Source organism: Brevibacterium renqingii (assembly GCF_017808095.1).
Classification (GTDB): Bacteria; Actinomycetota; Actinomycetes; order Actinomycetales; family Brevibacteriaceae; genus Brevibacterium; species Brevibacterium renqingii.
Window position 1 is genome coordinate 211,787 of sequence record NZ_JADBHG010000006.1, and the last position, 18,013, is coordinate 229,799.

At 65.8% G+C, this 18,013-nt stretch carries 16 protein-coding genes; 5 read left to right on the forward strand and 11 right to left on the reverse strand.

Annotated elements, in window-relative coordinates:
• The first annotated feature begins 26 nt into the window (after positions 1 to 26).
• Positions 27 to 1,970 (forward strand): aconitate hydratase, encoded by a 1,944-nt coding sequence (locus IIE29_RS12825; protein ID WP_209325687.1) that lies wholly within the window; start codon positions 27 to 29, stop codon positions 1,968 to 1,970.
• A gap of 12 nt (positions 1,971 to 1,982) precedes the next feature.
• Here IIE29_RS12825 and IIE29_RS12830 read toward each other — a convergent pair whose 3' ends face one another.
• The 4 genes from IIE29_RS12830 to IIE29_RS12845 all read right to left on the reverse strand — a co-directional run bounded on the left by IIE29_RS12830 (position 1,983) and on the right by IIE29_RS12845 (position 7,328).
• The gene (locus tag IIE29_RS12830; RefSeq protein ID WP_343071898.1) at positions 1,983 to 3,461 is read right to left on the reverse strand and encodes a peptide MFS transporter; all 1,479 of its coding nucleotides are present in this window, start codon (positions 3,459 to 3,461) and stop codon (positions 1,983 to 1,985) included.
• Positions 3,462 to 3,582: 121 nt separating this feature from the next.
• Positions 3,583 to 5,067: a catalase gene (locus IIE29_RS12835; RefSeq protein ID WP_209325688.1), complete on the reverse strand. Its 1,485-nt coding sequence runs from the start codon at positions 5,065 to 5,067 to the stop codon at positions 3,583 to 3,585.
• A gap of 199 nt (positions 5,068 to 5,266) precedes the next feature.
• The gene (locus tag IIE29_RS12840; RefSeq protein ID WP_209325689.1) at positions 5,267 to 6,583 is read right to left on the reverse strand and encodes a hypothetical protein; all 1,317 of its coding nucleotides are present in this window, start codon (positions 6,581 to 6,583) and stop codon (positions 5,267 to 5,269) included.
• Between the two features lie 199 nt (positions 6,584 to 6,782).
• Positions 6,783 to 7,328, reverse strand: a complete 546-nt coding sequence (locus tag IIE29_RS12845) for a HutD family protein (RefSeq protein ID WP_209325690.1) — start codon at positions 7,326 to 7,328, stop codon at positions 6,783 to 6,785.
• A 251-nt stretch (positions 7,329 to 7,579) separates the two neighbouring features.
• Here IIE29_RS12845 and IIE29_RS12850 point away from each other — a divergent pair, with 251 nt between their 5' ends.
• Positions 7,580 to 9,013, forward strand: coding sequence for an MFS transporter (locus IIE29_RS12850; protein WP_343071899.1), 1,434 nt, complete (start codon positions 7,580 to 7,582; stop codon positions 9,011 to 9,013).
• A gap of 15 nt (positions 9,014 to 9,028) precedes the next feature.
• Here the strand turns inward: IIE29_RS12850 and IIE29_RS12855 are convergent, their stop codons facing one another.
• Positions 9,029 to 9,391 carry a VOC family protein gene (locus IIE29_RS12855; RefSeq protein WP_209325692.1) on the reverse strand — a complete coding sequence of 121 codons (363 nt, stop codon included), beginning with the start codon at positions 9,389 to 9,391 and terminating at the stop codon, positions 9,029 to 9,031.
• A 95-nt stretch (positions 9,392 to 9,486) separates the two neighbouring features.
• A complete protein-coding gene (locus IIE29_RS12860; protein WP_209325693.1) occupies positions 9,487 to 10,023 on the reverse strand; it encodes a hypothetical protein in 537 nt (178 codons plus the stop codon).
• Between the two features lie 156 nt (positions 10,024 to 10,179).
• Between IIE29_RS12860 and IIE29_RS12865 the strand changes: the two genes are divergently transcribed.
• A complete protein-coding gene (locus IIE29_RS12865) occupies positions 10,180 to 11,661 on the forward strand; it encodes a phytoene desaturase family protein (protein WP_209325694.1) in 1,482 nt (493 codons plus the stop codon).
• Between the two features lie 14 nt (positions 11,662 to 11,675).
• On the opposite strand, the gene IIE29_RS12870 is transcribed toward IIE29_RS12865, so the two are convergent.
• On the reverse strand, positions 11,676 to 12,941 hold the full coding sequence (locus IIE29_RS12870; RefSeq protein WP_209325695.1) for a hypothetical protein: 1,266 nt from the start codon (positions 12,939 to 12,941) through the stop codon (positions 11,676 to 11,678).
• 116 nt (positions 12,942 to 13,057) lie between these two features.
• On the opposite strand from IIE29_RS12870, the gene IIE29_RS12875 reads away from it, so the two are divergent.
• Positions 13,058 to 13,954, forward strand: a complete 897-nt coding sequence (locus IIE29_RS12875) for an AraC family transcriptional regulator (RefSeq protein ID WP_209325696.1) — start codon at positions 13,058 to 13,060, stop codon at positions 13,952 to 13,954.
• A 19-nt stretch (positions 13,955 to 13,973) separates the two neighbouring features.
• On the opposite strand, the gene IIE29_RS12880 is transcribed toward IIE29_RS12875, so the two are convergent.
• The 3 genes from IIE29_RS12880 to IIE29_RS12890 form a co-directional block, all read right to left on the reverse strand.
• The gene (locus IIE29_RS12880; RefSeq protein WP_343071900.1) at positions 13,974 to 14,906 is read right to left on the reverse strand and encodes a hypothetical protein; all 933 of its coding nucleotides are present in this window, start codon (positions 14,904 to 14,906) and stop codon (positions 13,974 to 13,976) included.
• Positions 14,903 to 15,454 carry a hypothetical protein gene (locus tag IIE29_RS12885; protein WP_209325697.1) on the reverse strand — a complete coding sequence of 184 codons (552 nt, stop codon included), beginning with the start codon at positions 15,452 to 15,454 and terminating at the stop codon, positions 14,903 to 14,905. Before IIE29_RS12885 ends, IIE29_RS12880 begins: the two co-directional genes overlap by 4 nt.
• A 62-nt stretch (positions 15,455 to 15,516) precedes the next feature.
• Complete coding sequence (locus tag IIE29_RS12890; RefSeq protein ID WP_209325698.1) at positions 15,517 to 16,332, reverse strand: DUF8083 family protein; 816 nt, start codon at positions 16,330 to 16,332, stop codon at positions 15,517 to 15,519.
• Between the two features lie 128 nt (positions 16,333 to 16,460).
• Here IIE29_RS12890 and IIE29_RS12895 point away from each other — a divergent pair, with 128 nt between their 5' ends.
• The gene (locus IIE29_RS12895; protein WP_209325699.1) at positions 16,461 to 16,673 is read left to right on the forward strand and encodes a DUF3073 family protein; all 213 of its coding nucleotides are present in this window, start codon (positions 16,461 to 16,463) and stop codon (positions 16,671 to 16,673) included.
• Between the two features lie 241 nt (positions 16,674 to 16,914).
• On the opposite strand, the gene purM is transcribed toward IIE29_RS12895, so the two are convergent.
• Positions 16,915 to 18,012, reverse strand: coding sequence for a phosphoribosylformylglycinamidine cyclo-ligase (gene purM / locus IIE29_RS12900; protein WP_209325700.1), 1,098 nt, complete (start codon positions 18,010 to 18,012; stop codon positions 16,915 to 16,917).
• Position 18,013 lies beyond the last annotated feature (1 nt).

The window sequence follows — 18,013 nt, forward strand, 5'->3', positions numbered from 1 at the left end:
CAGAGTCCTGCAGAAGGAGGCTGACGATGCCAGAGAATGTTGCCCAGAAGCTCATCAGATCGCATCTCGAGTCCGGGGAGTTCGCTCCCGGGAACGAGCTAGGTCTCCGAATCGACCAGACCCTGACCCAGGATGCGACGGGGACTCTGGTCATGCTCGAAGTCGAGGCGCTCGGTCTCGACCGGATCCGCACCGATCTGTCCGTGCAGTATGTCGATCACAACCTGCTGCAGACCGATGAGAAGAACCCCGAAGACCACGAGTTCCTCCAGTCGGCCGCGCAGCGGTTCGGGCTGTGGTTCTCACAGGCCGGCAACGGCGTCTCCCATCCGGTCCACCAGTCGCGGTTCGGCAAACCGGGTGCCACGCTCATCGGCTCCGATTCCCACACCTGCGCGGCCGGTGCGCTCGGGATGCTCGCCATCGGCGTCGGCGGTCTCGAGATCGCCATGGCCATGGCGGGCGAGCCCCTCTACATCAGCGCCCCACAGGTGATGGGCGTCGAGCTCACCGGCGAATTGCCCGACTGGGTCTCGGCCAAGGACGTCATCCTCGAGATGCTGCGGCGCCACGGGGTCAAGGGCGGGGTCGGCAAGATCATCGAGTATCACGGAGAGGGGCTGAAGAGCCTCACGGCCATGGACCGGCATGTGATTGCGAACATGGGCGCCGAACTCGGTGCCACCGCCACGGTCTTCCCCGCCGATGACGCCGTCCGCGACTACCTAGAGGCCGTTGACCGCGGTGACGACTTCACACGGCTGGTCGCGGACGAGGGGGCCGAGTACGATCTCACCGATGCGATCGATCTCTCCGAGCTCGAACCGCTCATCGCAGCCCCGTCGTCTCCAGGCAATGTCACCCCGGTCCGCGAGGTCGCCGGTGACGATGTGTTCCAGGTCGTCGTCGGTTCCTCGGCGAACCCCGGGCTGCGCGACTTCGCCGTGGTCGCCGAAATCCTGGCCGACCGTCAGATCCATCCGCAGATCTCACTCGACATCAACCCCACCTCCCGCGAGGTCCTCGCCGACCTGATCGCCGGCGGTTGGCTGGCTTCGCTGGTCGGATCGGGTGCTCGGATCCATCAGTCCGGCTGCTTGGGCTGCATCGGCATGGGCCAGGCTCCGGCCATCGGGCGCAACAGTCTGCGCACCATGCCGAGGAACTTCCCCGGCCGGTCCGGCACCGATGAGGACTCCGTGTGGCTGTGCTCGCCGGAGACCGCAGCTGCGGCGGCACTGACCGGCAAGATCACCGATCCGCGTGATCTCGATATGGACTATCCCGAGGTGAGCCTGCCGAAGAAGTTCTCGGTCAATCGCAAAATGCTGCTGCCTCCGCTTCCGCCCGAGGAGGCTCGCGAGGTCACCTTGGTCAAGGGTGAGAACATCTCGACGCTGCCGGATTTCGAACCGCTGCCCGACGACATCGACTTGGAGATCCTGCTCAAGGTCGGCGACAACGTCTCCACTGACGAGATCATGCCCGCTGGTTCGCGTGTTCTGCCGTATCGGTCGAACATTCCGAAGATCTCCGAGTTCGTCTACATCCAGGTCGACGACACCTACGCCACACGTGCGGCAGAGCACGAGGGCGGTCATGCCATCGTCGGCGGGGAGAACTATGGCCAGGGCTCCTCGCGTGAGCATGCCGTCATCGCCCCCCGCTACCTCGGGCTGCGTGTGGTCGTGGCGAAGTCCCTGGCCAGGATCCACTGGCAGAATCTTGCGAACTTCGGTGTCCTCGCCCTCGAATTCACCGATGAGGCAGGCTATGAGGAACTGTCTCAGGGGGATGTGCTCGTCTTCCGCGGTCTGCGGGATGCGCTGGCCGAGGGCAAGCCCGTCACCGCCGAGGTGGACGGTCGGACCTTCGAGTTCCGTCACGGTCTCTCACCCCGTCAGGTCGAGATGGTCCTCGCCGGCGGACGCATCGCCCAGCGCGCCGAGCACGAGAAGAACCCAGCCTGAGGGCTCAGTCGCTCAGCGCACCCCGGCCATGAGTCTGACGATGGGCTTGCGGAAGGCGAAGAGCAGGACACCGACGACGATGGAGACAGCACCGATCGTGAGGAAGTAGGGGACCTCGTTGTCGGTGGAGTAGAAGCCGGCCAAGGAACCGGAGGCCGCGGTGCCTAATGCGACCGAGAGGAAGAACAGGGCCACCATCTGCGAGTGGAACGCCTGCGGAGCCAGCTTGGTCGCCAGCGATTGGCCCACGGGCGAGAGGCAGAGCTCCGCCATCGTGAAGAGGAAGTAGACGAGGACCATCACGATGAACGGCACGGAGTTCGCGCCGCCCCCGGCGAGGGGAACGAAGACGAAGAATGCGATGCCCATGACGATCGTGCCGATCGCGAACTTGACCGGAGTCACCGGCTGCCGATCGCCGAGTTTGGTCCACATCGCAGCGAACACGGCGGCGAAGATGATGATGAAGGCCGGGTTGATGGACTGGACGACGCTCGGCGGGAGCTCGAGTCCGAAGATCGTCCGATCCAGACGATGGTCCGCGTAGATCGCGAGCACGGTGAACTGCTGCTGGAACAGCGACCAGAACACGGCGGAGCCGATGAACAGCGGGATGAAGGAGATGACCCGGCTGCGTTCGGTGGCGGTGATCTGCTTGGACGTCCCGATCACGATGAACAGGACCACCGCCGCAATGACTGTGACGATGACGACGACGTCCGAGAGGTTCTCGGCGGTGAGAATCCCCAGCATCGCCGCCGCAGCGATGACGAGGACGGCGAGGGCACCGATGAGCGCCCAGCGGGTCGCTTCACGGCTCGTGAGCGGATGCGTCGGTTTGCTGCTCTCCTCCGTGACGGTGTGGCGGCGCATCAGCATGTACTGGACGAGCCCGATGGCCATGAGCACGGCAGCCAGGCCGAAGCCCCAGTGGAATCCCTTCCATCCCCAGACCGCCGAGGTCAGCAGAGGGCCGATGAGACCGCCGATGTTGACGCCCATGTAGTAGATGGAGAAAGCGGCATCCCGCCGGTTGTCCTTGAGGTCGTAGAGGTCGCCGAGCGTCGCCGAGGTGGTGACCTTGAGCGACCCGGAACCCAGAGCGATGCAGACCAGGCCGATGCCGAGGCCGAGACCGCCCGGCAGCAGCGAGAGAGCCAGGTGCCCGAGCATGACCACCGCGGCCGAGGTGATCACCGTCTTCTCCGAGCCGAGGATGCGGTCGGCGACCCAGCCGCCGAGGACCGAGGAGAGATAGACCAGCCCGCCGTAGGCGCCGACGATGGACGTCGCCACCGCTTCGGACATGCCCAGACCGCCGTCGGTGGCGGAGTAGTAGATGTAGTAGGCCAGGAGGCCCTGCATCCCGTAGAAGCTGAACCGCTCCCACATCTCGACGCCGGCGAGATTCGCCAGTCCCCATGGATGGCCGAAGAAGCTGCGTGGCTTCGTGGCTGCTGTCTGTTCGCTCTTCAGTTCTGATCGTGGCACCCGGTCATCTTAGGACTGTCGCGGCGATCATGCATCTTCGGTGGTGAGCACGCAACGGCGGCCCTGATACCTCGCGAGGTATCAGGGCCGCCGTCAGGTGGTGCGAGAGCTCAGTTCAGGCTCAGGCCCGGGACCGCACCTTGTCCTCGATGGCCTGGCCCACCTCGGCGTCGATGTTCTTCCAGTACTTGATCGCATTGGACAGCACCGGCTCCTCGACCCCGTCGGAGAGACCGCCGGCGACGGTCTCGATGAGACCCTGGCGCTCCTCCTCGGTGTAGACCTCGCGGACCAGCGTGTGAGCCTGACCGAAGTCGTCGTCCTCGGCGTGCAGGCTGTAGGCGCTGCGGACGAGCTCTCCGTCGGACTCCCAGCTGTTGTCGATCGTGCCCTGGGTGTCCTCGTAGGAACGTCCGTACGAGTTCGGGGCGTAGACCGGGGCATTGCCAGAGTGGTTGTACTGCATCTGGCCTTCCTTGTCGTACGAATTCGTCTTCGTGACAGGGGCGTTGACCGGCAGCTGGTTGAAGTTCGTGCCGATCCGGTTGCGCTGGGCATCCGGGTAGGAGAACACGCGTCCGAGCAGCATCTTGTCCGGCGAGATCCCGGTGCCGGGCACCATGTTCGACGGGCTGAAGGCCGCCTGCTCGATCTGGGCGAAGTGGTTCGAGGGGTTCTCGTTGAGCGTGAACTTCCCGACCTTGATGAGCGGGTAGTCCTTCTTCGACCAGGTCTTCGTCAGATCGAAGGGGTTGAACCGGTAGGTCTTGGCCTCTTCGTAGGGCATGATCTGGACATAGAAGGTCCAGGACGGGTAGTCCCCGCGCTCGATGGCCTCGAAGAGGTCGCGACGGTGGATGTCGCCGTCTTCGCCGGCGAGCTGACCGGCTTCCTCGTTCGTCATGTTCTCCACGCCCTGATCGGTGTGGAAGTGGTACTGGATCCAGAACTTCTCGCCCTCGGCGTTGATCCACATGTAGGTATGCGAGGAGTAGCCGTTCATGTTCCGCCAGGTCTTGGGCAGACCGCGCGGTCCCATGAGGTAGGAGACCTGGTGGGCGGACTCGGGCGAGAGCGACCAGAAGTCCCACTGCATGTTGTTACTGCGCAGACCCGAATCAGGGGTGCGCTTCTGCGAGTGGATGAAGTCGGGGAACTTCATCGGGTCACGGACGAAGAAGATGGGCGTGTTGTTGCCCACCATGTCGAAGTTGCCCTCTTCGGTGTAGAACTTCAGCGCGAATCCGCGCACATCGCGCCAGGAGTCGGGCGAACCGAGCTCACCTGCGACGGTGGAGAAGCGAGCGAGCATCGGGGTCTTCTTGCCCGGCTGCAGGAAGTCGGCCTTCGTGTAGGCGGAGACATCCTCGGTGACCTCGAGCTCACCGAAGGCACCCGATCCCTTGGCGTGGGGGCTGCGCTCGGGCACACGCTCACGGTCGAACCGGGCGAGCTTCTCGACCAGAGCCACATCGTGGAGCATGAGCGGGCCGTCGGCCCCCACGCTCAGCGAATGGGCATCGGATTCCCTGGGCGCACCGGATTCGGTCGTCGAGGGCTTGGTGCTGTCGTGTCCGGGGTACTCATGATCTGTATGTTGCGTCATCACATCTCCTAACCACTTGGCATCGGGTGCTGTGCCGCCGCAGGCGTGCGCTTCCACGCAGGACTGCGGCACCACTTGCCCGATTCGCTTTCCCGACTTCGGCAGAACGCTGTCGGAATTGATTTCAAACTAGCGAGATTATCCATTCAGTACAACCAAGGTCACACTGCTCTGATTCCCGATCGGTTTGTCGACCGGCTCACCCCTCCGCGGAGGAGGTGCCCGAACCGCCGCTGCCGCCCGTGCCCGAATCGCCGCCCGAGCTCGTTCCGCCGCCGGAGCCTCCGGCGGAGCTCGAACCGCCGCCTGAGGCGTCGGAGCCGCCCTGACTCTGGCTGCCGGAGCCGCTCGAGGTGCTCGATCCGTCGGAGGTGTCGGTTCCGTCCGAGGATGTCGATGCGCTCGCATCGCTGCCCGTGCTCGACGAGGTGTCCGAGCCCTGGTCGGTCTGGGACCCGGTCGTCGTGCCTTCGGATTCGGTCTCGCCCGCCGAGGTGGAGCCGCCTTCGCTCGTGCTCGAACCCGTATTCGCCGTGCCCGAGTTCGAGTCGGTGCCCGATTGGGAACCTGGATCCGAGGACCCCGAGTCCGCGGAGCCGTCGCTGCCACCGCCGTCCGTGCCCGTCTCCTCACCGGAGTCGGTGCTGCCGGTGACCGAGCGTGAGATCTGAGAGGTGCCCGGGGAGATGTCTGCCTCGGTGAAGGATTCGGCCATGACCACGGCGCCGAGCCCGATGCCGAAGGCGGCGACGCCGATCGTGACCGGGTAGAGCACGCGCTTGCGCCGCAGCTTCTGCCACCAGGTCTGCGAGGTCTCCTCGGTTTCCGTCGAGTCCGGGGTCTCCTCAGCGGCGGATGTGCTGCCGCCGGCAGCCGGCGCGGAGGCGAATGCGGAGTCGCTGCGCAGGCCGGAGGCCGCTGCGGCGCTGCCCTTCGCTCCCGGGCCGCCCTTGGCCATCTGCGCCTTCACCGCGGGGGCCAGCTTCGAGCCGACCTCCTTGATCTTCTCTTTGCCCTTGTCCAGGCTGCGCCCGTAGATCGTCACGGCGAGGCCGGTGACAATGCTGGCCACACCCGCGCCGACGACGGTGCCGGCGACTCCGAGCTGACCGCCGATGACCGAGGAGGTGGCTGCCGCTCCGGCACCGGCGATCAGCTGAGTCGCCGAGATCCGGCCCTCGGACGCTTTCTCCTCTTTGGTCTCCGTTTCGTCCGGGGCCGCAGTCGCGGCACGTGTGTCGGCGGCGAGTCCGGACGCCGGTGAGGCAGCGGTGCTCGTCGTGTCCTCCGCCGGTGCTTCCGGTATCGTGTCACGGCGAATCGGGTTGGGAGGCATCACCGGAGTCGTCACGTGCTGGGGAGGTTCCGAGGCCGGTTCGGGCTCCTTCGCAGAATGGGTGGCTGCGAGTTCCTCGGTGATCAGCGGAAGGGTCTGCGAGTGCTTCCGTGTGGTCGCGCTGTCTTCGCGCTCGGCGGCGTTCTGCTGCTTGTCCGATTCTCCATGGTTCGACGTCAATGATCCTCCCAAAACCAGTGCTTTGACTCAGTATCGACCACCAAAGTTCGGGCTGCCTGACGCACCTGGGCCGAGCCTGGGAGATCACTGATGGGCATCGCTGCCGCCACCGCCTCTGACCAGCTATTTCGCTGCTTCATGTGATGCTGGGAACAGTCAACTCTCACCAATTCCACAGGTGCGGGACGGGCGGGCTGCGTCAGTTCAGAACGACGACTTCGAGGCTCTCCGGCAGCTTGTCCGATTCCGCGAGTTCGAGCAGCTGGAAACGGGGGAAGGACGAGGTCGTTTCCAGAGTGAGGGCGAACCGCCGTCGACCGTGATCGTGAGCCTCTTCCGTTGGGGTCGGGCGGTGCATCTGCACAGTCCCGAGGTCCGAGCTCTCTCCGTCCGTGCCGGCGCCGGGGTCTGCGACCATGAGATTGATCGCGAAGCACTTCCTCGCCAGTTCGACAAGGGAGACATCGTCGTCCCCATGGAATCGCAGAGGAGCGACCGGGCCCGCCCGGTGCAGGTGTGAACCGATCGTCAGGGCCACCTCGGCGGTGGGAAGAAAGGTCCGCGCCATTCCGGGCAGGCGGGAGAAGGGCCCGGTGCTCTCCAGTGCGGCGATGCTCAGTCGCCAGCGGCGCAGTTCGGGTGTCAGCGCCACCGAATCGGTCAGCGAGACGAGCTCTGTCGTCCTCCCTGCGCCGTTGGCCCAGGGCACACTTTCGCGATCGTCGAAGCAGGTGAGTGCGCGCATGTGATCACTCTAGTCGGGCCTCGGGGCAGCCTCGGCAAGCTTTCGGCTTCTCACGACTCGGGCAGAGGGACTTGCCATGTCAGCTGAGGCCACTAGTCTGAGGTGGTGCTTTGCGACGGTCCTTCCGCCGAGGAGCACCGAAGTCTCGCATAACGGAGAGGGGCATGCACAGGTCATCTGTGTGTGATTCTCAGGCACGGCGATCTCGCATCCACACATGTCTCTCATACCCGCGAACGGAAGGTGAAGACGTGTTCGGACCTGACAACGTCCGTCGGCGGTGGCGCCCGGACGAGATCACTGTGACCAAGCCCGATGTCACGAAGCGAGCGATCGGGGCAGCGGCCATCGGCAACATCACCGAGTGGTACGACTTCGGCGTCTACGGCTACCTCGCCGTCGTCATCGAGGGCATCTTCCTGCCCAAGGATTCGGGGCCGATCGGGCACGTCATCGTCGCGGGCCTCTTCGCCGTGGCCTTCTTGGTGAGGCCGCTCGGAGGCCTGTTCTTCGGCCCGCTGGCCGACAAGATCGGGCGCAACAAGGTGCTCGCGATGACGATGATCCTCATGGCCTCGGGCACCTTCCTCATCGGCGTCCTGCCCGACTATGCGACAGTGGGCCTGTGGGCTCCGTTCCTGCTGCTGGGCTGCCGCCTCCTGCAGGGCTTCTCCACCGGCGGCGAGTACAGCAATGCGATGACCTTCATCGCCGAATACGCCCCGGATCGTCGACGCGGCTTCCTCGGCAGCCTGCTCGAGGTCGGCACGTTCACCGGCTATGTGCTCGGTGCCCTGTTCGCGACGATCGTCCAGACCGTCTCGACGCCCGAGTTCCTCGAGGCATGGGGCTGGAGGATCCCCTTCTTCATCGCTCTGCCGCTGGGATTCGTCGGCGTCTATCTGCGCACGAAGCTCGCTGACACCCCTGCGTACAAGGAGATGGAGAAGCTCTCCGAACAGGACGAGTCGGACAGCCGCTCGAAGGGCGAGTTCAAGAGCATCTTCCGGCTGTGGCCGAATCTCCTCGCCTGCTGCGGTCTCGTGCTGGCGTGGAACGTCACGAACTACATGCTCACCTCGTTCATTCCGCTCTACTTCCCGATGGTCGAGGACATCCAGGGCAGCGGCGGGGTCTCCGAGCTGACCTCCCAGGTCCTGCAGATCCTCGTCATGGCCTCCTGTCTGGGGCTCATTCCGCTCATCGGCAAGCTCTCGGACAAGGTCGGGCGGAAGGCCGTCGTGCGCGCCGGATCGATCTCGCTCATCGTCCTGGCCTTCCCCTCACTGTGGCTCATCCGCGGTCACAACGATGTCATCGTGTTCCTCGGGCTGCTGATCATGGGGCTCAGCCTCATCTGCTTCAGCGCGACGATGCCCTCGACTCTGCCGTCGCTGTTCCCCACTATGGTGCGCGCCGGTGCCCTGGCGATCGCCTTCAACGTCTCGATCTCACTGTTCGGCGGCACCACCTCGGTGGTGATGACGACGCTGATCAACGCGACCGGCTTCCTCATGTGGCCGGCGATCTACCTCATGGCAGCCGGCGTCATCGGTCTCATCGCGATCCACTTCGTCCCGGAGAGCAACCGTCGTCCGCTGTGGGGATCGACCCCGTCCGCGGCGTCGGAGGAGGAGGCGGAGGATCTCGCCGAAGAGCTCAACAGCCGGGCCGGACCGACCTGAGGGGAGGATGCGGTGTCAGGATCGGCACAGACAGAACGGGTGCCCGGCCGGGTCGAGGAAGACCCGGAACGTCTCACCGGGCTGCTCGGCGGCCTTGCCAGCACCGATCTCGAGCACGGCCGCCTCGGCGGCGTCGAGGTCTTCGACGATGACGTCGAGGTGCATCTGTTGCGGGTGGGCCTGCCCCGGCCAGCTGGGCGCGTGGTAGTCCTCGACCTGCTGGATGCAGATCGGGGGCCAGGAATCGGAAGTGACTTCGGCCCACGTGCCGTCTTCGTCGACGGTGACCTTCCAGTCGAGGAGCTGTCCGTAGAACTCCGCGAGTTCGGCGGCGTCGGGAGCATCGAGCACGACAACGGGCTGCTTTGCAATAGCCATGCACTCGAGTCTACGCCGGACCGACGCGGGTTTGAAGAGCGCGGACCGAGGGGTGGGCCAACCGCCGGAGGACGGCGAGCGCAGCCGCCGGCTGCTCAGTAGACGTTGACGATGTCTCCACAGGCAGCTGTGTCGTCGAACGCATTGATGACCGGCTGGCTCTCGATGTGGTTCCACGGGGCCTTCAGCGGGCTCGGCTCGGCACTCGTCAGGGCGAGCTTGGCCTCGGAGATGTCGACCTGCACCTCGTCCCCTTCCTTCGCGGAGGAGGCGAAGGCTTCGAGGGCGGGTGCGATCCCTTCGGCCCAGCTGGTGTAGTACTCATCGAACATGGCGGTGATCTCCGCCCCGTCCTCGACGTCGAGCTCGACAGCGGAAGTGGCCTCGCGCGCGTCGTTGACAGCCTGCTCGTAATCCTGGAACACGGCGAGGGCCTCGTCGTGCGCGGTATTCGATCCGTCGATCCCGTCGGGAGCCTCCTTGGCGACCTTGAGCGCGTCATGCGCCTTCGTCCAGCCCGAACATGCGGCTTCTGCGAATTCCACCGCCGATTCCTTCCCTTCTTCCGGCCCGCAGCCAGCGAGCAGGAGCAGACCCGCAGCCATCGCCGCAAGACCGGAACCGCGCTTCATGTTCTCTCCGTTCTGCCCCGCAGGGCGTCAGTCATCGAGGCTCCGATGGCGACCGCATCTGAGCACAGGGATACATTACCGGGTCGCGGCCCGGCGACGGGCCCGACGCGGGTTTGAAGAGCGCGGACCGAGGGGGTGGGCCCGTAGACTGGTCTCATGAGCGCTGAGGTTGATGCAGTCGTCGTCGGATCCGGACCCAGCGGCCTGGCTGCGGCGGTGACGCTGGCCCGAGCCGGTCTGTCGGTGCAGGTCTTCGAGGCCCAGCCGACCATCGGCGGCGGCGCTCGCACCCTCGATCTCGGCCTCGCTCCCGGGATCACCCATGACATCTGCTCGGCCGTGCACCCATTGGCGATCGCGAGTCCCTTCTTCGTCGACTTCGATCTGCCGGCACGCGGCATGGAGCTGACCACCCCCGAGATCTCCTACGCCCAGCCCCTCGACGGTCGACCGGGCGCTCTTGCCTTCCATGATCTCGAGACCACGGTCGACCGCCTCGGCGCGGCCGGCCCCGAATGGCGGCGATTCTTCGCGCCGCTGCTCGACCGGGTCGATGACGCGATCTGGCTGTCGCTGGGCGATAAGCGTTCGGTGCCCGCCACCCTGCGCGACGCATCCGGAATCGCGAACGTCGTGAAGTTCGGGCTGCGTCTGCTCTCTCAGGCCAGCCCCGCGTGGAACATTCCCCTGTCCCACGAATCGACTCAGGCCCTGTTCAGCGGTGTGGCCGCGCATGCGATCGGCGGGCTGCCCGCGATGGGCACGGCCGCGACGGCCACGATGCTGTCGACGGTCGCCCATGCCGGGGGCTGGCCGGCTCCCATCGGCGGGTCGCAGGCGATCATCGACGAACTCGTCGCCGACCTCGAAGCCCACGGCGGCAGCGTCACAGCGAATTGCCGCATCGATCATATCTCGGACCTGCCCGCCGCTCGCGCCTATCTGCTCGACACTTCGGCGCTGAACGCCGCACAGATCTTCTCCGGCCTGCTGCCCGCCCGAGTCGACAAGGCGCTGCGCGGCTTCACACACGGCAATGCCGCGGCCAAGGTCGACTTCGTCCTCAACGGCCCGGTCCCCTGGTCCGACCCCGAGGTGGGCCGAGCCGGAACCGTTCACGTGGGCGGCACACGGGCGCAGATGGCCGCCGCCGAGGCGGAGGTGTTGGCCGGGCGCATGCCGCAGCGGCCGGTGTGCCTCGTCTCCGACCCGACCGTCTTCGATCCTTCTCGCGAAGTGGGCGGCCTCCGACCGCTGTGGACATACGCGCATGTGCCCTTCGACTGTCCGCTCGACCCGACCGAGTACATCACCCGGCAGATCGAACGCTTCGCCCCCGGCTTCCGCGACACCGTCGTGGCGACCCATGCCATCCCGGCCTCGGAGATGGCAGCGCACAACCAGAACTACATCGGCGGGGACATCGCCACCGGAGTCGTCTCCTTCTACCGCATGATGGCCCGGCCGCGCCTGAGCTGGGACAACTACAGCCTCGGGGTGCCAGGCGCATTCCTGTGCTCGGCGGCGACCCCGCCGGCGCCCGGCGTCCACGGGATGAACGGCTGGTTCGCCGCCCGACGTGCGCTCAAGACCCGGTTCGGGATCGCCGAGGCACCCAGCTTGGCGCCGGGCGACTGACCACGCAGACCGGCTCAGTCCCGCACCCACCGGTCGGCGGCGTCGTCGTAGTGCCATTCGGCCACCTCTGTAACGGTGTCGACGACGACGTTCAGCCAGAACGTCGTATCCGGATGCCACCCGGCCATGAGGCTCGCGGTCCGATCATCGGTGTTCCCTCTCGTGGGCACAGTCTCGGAATCACCGCCGAGGCTGCTCGCTCCGACATCGATGACGGCGCCTGCTGTGCGCAGATAGCCGGCGAGGCCGACATGGACTCCGTCGAATTCCTCGGCCACGCGCGACCAATCGGGGATGACCCAGCGTCCTCTGCGTTCCGTCGCTTCGAACCACACCTGACGTCGCTGGGCGGTGACGTCGAGCGGATAGGTCAGACAGAGGTCTGCCCAATCCTGTGGCCGGCGGATCTCGACGATGCGAGCATCTGGGCGCAGCCGCAGACGGCACGCGCGGGCGCGTTCGAGACCGAAATCGTCTTCGACGAGTTCGACGCCGATCACGGTGCCGTCCGGCCAGGTTCCCGTCGACGCCCACAGGCCGCGCGGAGGGGTCGACCACCATTCGCCGCTGATCTCGTAACCGGGGTTCTTCGCGAAATCGTGACGGTACTCGGTTTCGGTCGTGAGGACATGTCCGAGCCATTCGTCCAGGCCCCAGGACGGTTCGACTCCGTCCCCGGTCGAAGCTGGCAACAGATCGGTCAGCGCGATCGCAGAGCTACCGCTCGACGTGTCGACGGCGCCCAGCGAACGGTCGAACACCGCCGGCGGCCCCTCGCGATGGTCCGCATCGTCCCAGGCCAGAGCCCATTGGTTCTCCAATTCGAGCGGCTCGGACCACGCATCGAGCAGACCCGTGGCGATGAGCGCCTCGGCGAAGGGACGCAGAGCCTCACGCACTTCGGAGTCGGCAGCGATCTGGTCGTCCCCGTGCGGGGGCTGCCAGTACATGGCACCGCTGATGACCTCCGCCATTGCGTCTTCGAGATCGGCCTGATCCGGGGCCCGGGGTGTGACCGCTCGCAGCTTTTCGGCGACCTCGGCGGCCGTCATCGCGCCCTGGGCCTGATCGGCAAGGCAGCTGCCGATGAAGACAGCACGGCGGAACTCGTCCAAAGCCCGCGCGTCAGCAGTGAGCGGCTCAGCCTGCTCGTTGAATTCGTCATCACGACCGATCTGAGCCATCCTGAACACGAGCGAACGTCCCCGCGGGGACGCCAGCAGATCCTCAGAAGTCAGGCAATCATCCGGTGGGGTTCGATCATCGTCTGGGATGCTCATGCGTCTCAGACTAGACGCTCTGTCCGCCGCGTCACGGAACATGATCGAATCGGGCACAGATTGTCGGGCGGTGGGTGTCTCAAGGGGGGAAACATGGTTGAGCGAAGGGAGACACCGTGATCGCCGAACTCAACTCGCTCATCGACATCATCGAATCGATGCTGTCTGAACACTCCGACGACGGCTGGACAGAGGGATCTGCCGTCGATGTCGGTGAACTGGCGCGACGGCTCGGCACCACCGAGTACCACCTCCGGCGGATGTTCTCGTCGCTTGCAGGCATGCCGCTCTCCGAGTACGTCCGCCGACGTCGGATGACCCTCGCCGCCGCCGACGTCATCGGCGGTGAGGACCTGTTGAGCGCTGCCGTTCGGCACGGCTATGGCTCGGCCGAAGCTTTCGGCCGAGCCTTCCGATCGGTCCATGGGGCAGGCCCGTCCCAGGTTCGGCGAAACGGCGGCCCACTTCGCAGCCAACCGAAGCTCAGGCTCCGCCTGACGATCGAAGGGAGTTCATCCATGGACACTCGAATCACCGACCGACCGGGCTTTAAGCTCATCGGCCATTCCAAGCGCGTGCCTCTCATCTACGAAGGGGAGAATCCACATATCCGCGAGCTCGTGACCTCTCTGCCGCCGAGCGAGCACACCCGTCTCAAATCACTCTCGACCGTCGAACCTGCGGGGCTTCTGCAGGTCACGGACGATGTCGATCCGGACTATCGGGAAGGAACCGAGCTCACGTACCTGCACGGGGTCGCGGCCTCGAACACTGCTGCGGTGCCGGACGACCTCGACGTCATCGCGGTCGACGCAGGCGCCTGGGCGATCTTCACGACCTCTGGGCCGTATCCTGCGGAACTGCAGGAGACGTGGGCGGCCACCGCGAGCGACTGGTTCCCGTCGAACCCGTGGAGACTGCGTCCCGGCCCATCGATCGTGTCGATCATCGATCGGGCTGAGGATTTCAGTACGGCCGCGACTGAGCTGTGGTTGCCGGTCGAGCGGGAGTGATGGCAGCCTCGGCTGACCGTCACACGTGTGCTGAAGACCCGGCGAACCGCTTCGGAACCAGCTTCTCCAGGGGCAGGAACGCCGCCCAGCAGATGACTGTCGGCAGGAAGTGGATGCCGAGTGCCAGATAGGTGAGGAGGTGGAAGAGGCAGAAGAAGACGACGACTCCGTAGAGCCACTTCCCCTTGACGAACAGGGCGATCGGCGAGAGGAACTCGAATGCGAGCGTCGCCCACTGCCCTGCGATGAGGAACCCGGGCATGTCGAGGAAGGGCTTCGACCATTCGGCTCCACGCCGCATGAGCGCCCAGATGATGACCGCGCCGTTGCCCCAGTCGGCGATGTTGCCCGAGGCGATCCACTTCATCACCGCCGAGTAGAAGTAGGTGAGCACGACCGAGATCTGCACGATCCGGAAGGCCCATCCCGCCCGCGCCGAGGCAGAGTGCACATCGCGGAACCGTGCGGTTCCGATCGTCGGCAGGACGAGGGCTGCGATGACGAGCGCCATGTGGTCGTGGGCGACGTAGCCGTACCCCTGGGTGTAGAGCATCCAGGTACCGAAGCTGAGTGCGGCGATCCAGCCGCTGAGGCGCTGGAGGATTCCGATCGCGGCCAGGAGCGCGGAGACGATGATCACGGCCAGCAGGATCTGCGCGCCGAGGACGCTCACGGGCGGGATGTGGAGGAACCGTGCCAGCCACAGCGGCTGGTAGAGCTCAGGAGTCCATCCGTGCGGGATGACGTCACCGGAGATCGTGAGCACGTCGATGATGATGAAGACGTAGATGAAGACTCGGAACACGGCGACGCGGGCCAGGGGGATCTCGGGCATGAACCAGCGCAGGAAGCGGTTCCGGCGCCCCGCCTCGGCGGTGGTCAGCGTCGGGGTCCCCGACGGGTTCTGCGCTTCGCTGCGGGGCTGCGGCGCGGGCAGGCTCCGATCGTTCACCGGACCTCCCAGTTCGCGAGCTCCGTGAGGGTGGGTTCGCCGACGCTGCGGCCGTTCTCCAGCTGGGTGGTGGTGCGGCAGAGGATCATCTCCTCGGGCTTCGGCTCGTCGGGATGCAGGCGGACGTAGGAGTCGGCGAGGGTCTGGAGGAGTTCGGGGTGGGAGACGACCCGATCGATCTGGGATTCGATGTCGCCTCGCTCGATGCCGACGGTCGCGGTGTTGAAAGCGAGCCGACGCGGCTCGTCCTCACCCGGGAACCGGGCTGAGATGCACGTGGAATTCACGGTTCCATCGAGGTCCTTGGCCGTGGCGTACTGGGTGAGCGAACCGAGCGGGAAGAAGTCGTTGGTGTTGAGGAACTGCCCGCAGGTGAGGATGATGAGGGCGACCGCGGTCACGCCGATCCGCCACCCGATCGAGAGCCTGGTCAGCGGTCGGTGACGTGGGACCGTCACGCTCCGCCGAGCGGACGCGCCGGTGTCGTCGGCATCGTCGGTGCCTGCGGGCTCTCGCCTCGCCAGCAGCCGATGCTTCTTCTCGTCCATGCGCTATGGGGATCATTCTCTCGGGGCCGATCGTACGCAGACCATCGTAGCGCCCCGCCTCATCAGGAGCCGCGCGCGTAGAGGTTGAGCTGCTCCCACCCCGCCGCATATTTCTGGAACGCTGCCACCGCGGACTCGGTGTCGTCATTGCTCAGCGCAGTCACCCAGGAGTCGACGAGCTCAGGGGCCTCGCTCGGCCACAGCACATCGCTCATCCCGCCGAGGTCGAGCTCGAGGATCGAGTTCATATCGAAGCTGTCGATCCACTCGGCCAGGGTCGCGGTCTGCTCGACCATGTCGACGACCTTCGAAGTGTCCGAGATCGTCTCCGATGCCCATTCCATCCGCGCCGAGGCGGCCAGGATATCCGTGCGGATGAGCACTCGCAGCCCGGTCTCGGTCTCGTCGGTGATGATCTGGTCCTCGTTCAGGGAGAAGAACAGCCACCACGACGGCGGCACGTCCCAGGCCGAGACGCGAGTGAAGATCCGTGTGTCCTTCGCGTCCTGCAGCCACTCGGCGCGGCGGCTGGCCGCCCGCCTGCGCGCGGACTTCGGAGCGATGATGTCCAGGGTCGCCTTCGAGGTGTGCTCGGTCAGCGACTCGAGCGCCTCCCATCCGCGGATGTCCTCCTGCGCGGGGCAGAAGCGATCGACTCCGTCCGATGTCTGAGACGCGGGAAGGAAGATCGGAGTGCGGCGGAACGAATCGGCCACAGGGTTCGGAGGCAGGGAGATCAAGCGCTTGTCGGCGTCCTCGGAGATCTGCTCCTCGATGCGCGCGCGGTTGTCTTCCACCTGTCTGTCTTGCAATTCGGAATGCACCACGAGTGGTTCGAAGATCCGCAGGGTGACAACATAATCGCGTCGGTAGGCCATGGGTTCAGCCTATCCAAGGTCGGCTCGCAAAATGGAACTTCCCAGTGCGAACAGGTAGGATTTAAGCGCATAGCAGAGATCTAGTCCGGGGCCATCCGCCCCACATGACGACGGAGGGGGTCACGCCAGTGGGTCGCGGCCGCGCAAAGGCAAAGCAGATCAAGGTAGCTCGGAAGCTCAAGTACTACAGCCCGGATACCGACCTTGATCGACTCCAGCAGGAACTGGGTTCCGATTCTCGCAAGTCGGACTCGTCCGATCCATATGACGATGATCCCGACTACTCCGCCTACGCCGATAAGTACAACGTCGACGATGACGACGAGTACGAAGACGACTGAGCGCAGGGCGCATCCGGCACCAGCCGCACAGTGCTGAGACGCCGACGAATCGACACCACTGAGGGCGGGGACTGCGGTTCCCGCCCTCAGTCGTCTGCTTGGGCATCCCGCACCGCTGTTCGCACCCCCTCGTGCAGGAACACGAGGGTGTGCAAGCATCGGTGCGGGATGCTCCCGGAAGACGCCGCTCAGACGCCGCTCGGACCCGCAAGACCCTGCGAAGCACGGCGGTTGCCGGCGGCTACTGGAGGATCGCGGCGCCGCCGTCGACGCCCTTGGCGCCCTGCACGTAGCAGGGATCGGCGGCCAGCGCACCGTCGTCGGCGGAGACTTCGCCGAGCACCCAGGCCCCGGGGCTGGCGGCGATGACACCGTCGACCGCGGACGGGTCGACGACGAGCACCATGCCGACACCGAGGTTCCAGGTGCGTTCGCGGTCTGCCTGCGGCACTCCGCCCAGATCGCCGAGCACCGAGAACACCGCCGGCACCTCCCAGGACGAACGGGACATCCTCGCCACGAGGCCCTGCGGGAGCACGCGGGCCACATTGGCCGACAGTCCCCCACCGGTGACATGGGAGACCGAGTGCACGGCTCCGGGCAGAGCATCGAAGAGAGCGGCGAGCTCACCGGTGTAGACGTGGGTGGGAACGAGCAGCTCTTCACCGAGGGTGCGGCCGAATTCCTCGACCTGCCTGTCCAGGCCCCAGCCTGCCTCGGCGATGATGTGGCGGACCAGCGAGTAGCCGTTGGAGTGGATGCCCGAGGACGGCAGGCCGATGAGGACGTCGCCGTCGCGCACCTTCTCTGGTCCGAGCAGATCGGCGGCCTCGACGACGCCGGTGGCAGCGCCGGCGACATCGTATTCGTCGACGCCGAGCAGCCCCGGGTGCTCGGCGGTCTCGCCGCCGACGAGGGCCACACCGGCATTGGCGCAGGCGTCGGCGATGCCGCGCACGATGTCGGCGATGCGTTCGGCCACGACCTTGCCGCAGGCGATGTAGTCGGTCATGAACAGCGGCCGGGCGCCGCAGACGATGATGTCATCGACGACCATGCCCACGAGGTCATATCCGATGGTGTCGTGTTTATCCAGAGCCTGGGCGATGGCGACCTTCGTACCCACTCCGTCGGTGGAGGAGGCGAGCAGCGGACGGTCATAGTCCTTGAGCACGGAGACGTCGAAGAGTCCGGCGAATCCGCCGGTCCCGCCCACCACGTGGGAGTTGTGTGTGGCCGCGACGGCGGTCTTCATCAGTTCGACGGCACGGTCTCCGGCCTCGACGTCGACGCCGGCAGCGGCATAGGTGGTGGACTTCGGGTTCGCGTCGGAACTCAAC

Coding starts and splice junctions, on each gene's coding strand:
- IIE29_RS12865 (WP_209325694.1), top strand. CDS start 10,180: ATGAGCGCTGAGGTTGATGCAGTCGTCGTCGGATCCGGACCCAGCGGC.
- IIE29_RS12890 (WP_209325698.1), bottom strand. CDS start 16,332: ATGGCCTACCGACGCGATTATGTTGTCACCCTGCGGATCTTCGAACCA.
- IIE29_RS12825 (WP_209325687.1), top strand. CDS start 27: ATGCCAGAGAATGTTGCCCAGAAGCTCATCAGATCGCATCTCGAGTCC.
- IIE29_RS12855 (WP_209325692.1), bottom strand. CDS start 9,391: ATGGCTATTGCAAAGCAGCCCGTTGTCGTGCTCGATGCTCCCGACGCC.
- IIE29_RS12870 (WP_209325695.1), bottom strand. CDS start 12,941: ATGAGCATCCCAGACGATGATCGAACCCCACCGGATGATTGCCTGACT.
- IIE29_RS12835 (WP_209325688.1), bottom strand. CDS start 5,067: ATGACGCAACATACAGATCATGAGTACCCCGGACACGACAGCACCAAG.
- IIE29_RS12860 (WP_209325693.1), bottom strand. CDS start 10,023: ATGAAGCGCGGTTCCGGTCTTGCGGCGATGGCTGCGGGTCTGCTCCTG.
- IIE29_RS12845 (WP_209325690.1), bottom strand. CDS start 7,328: ATGCGCGCACTCACCTGCTTCGACGATCGCGAAAGTGTGCCCTGGGCC.
- IIE29_RS12885 (WP_209325697.1), bottom strand. CDS start 15,454: ATGGACGAGAAGAAGCATCGGCTGCTGGCGAGGCGAGAGCCCGCAGGC.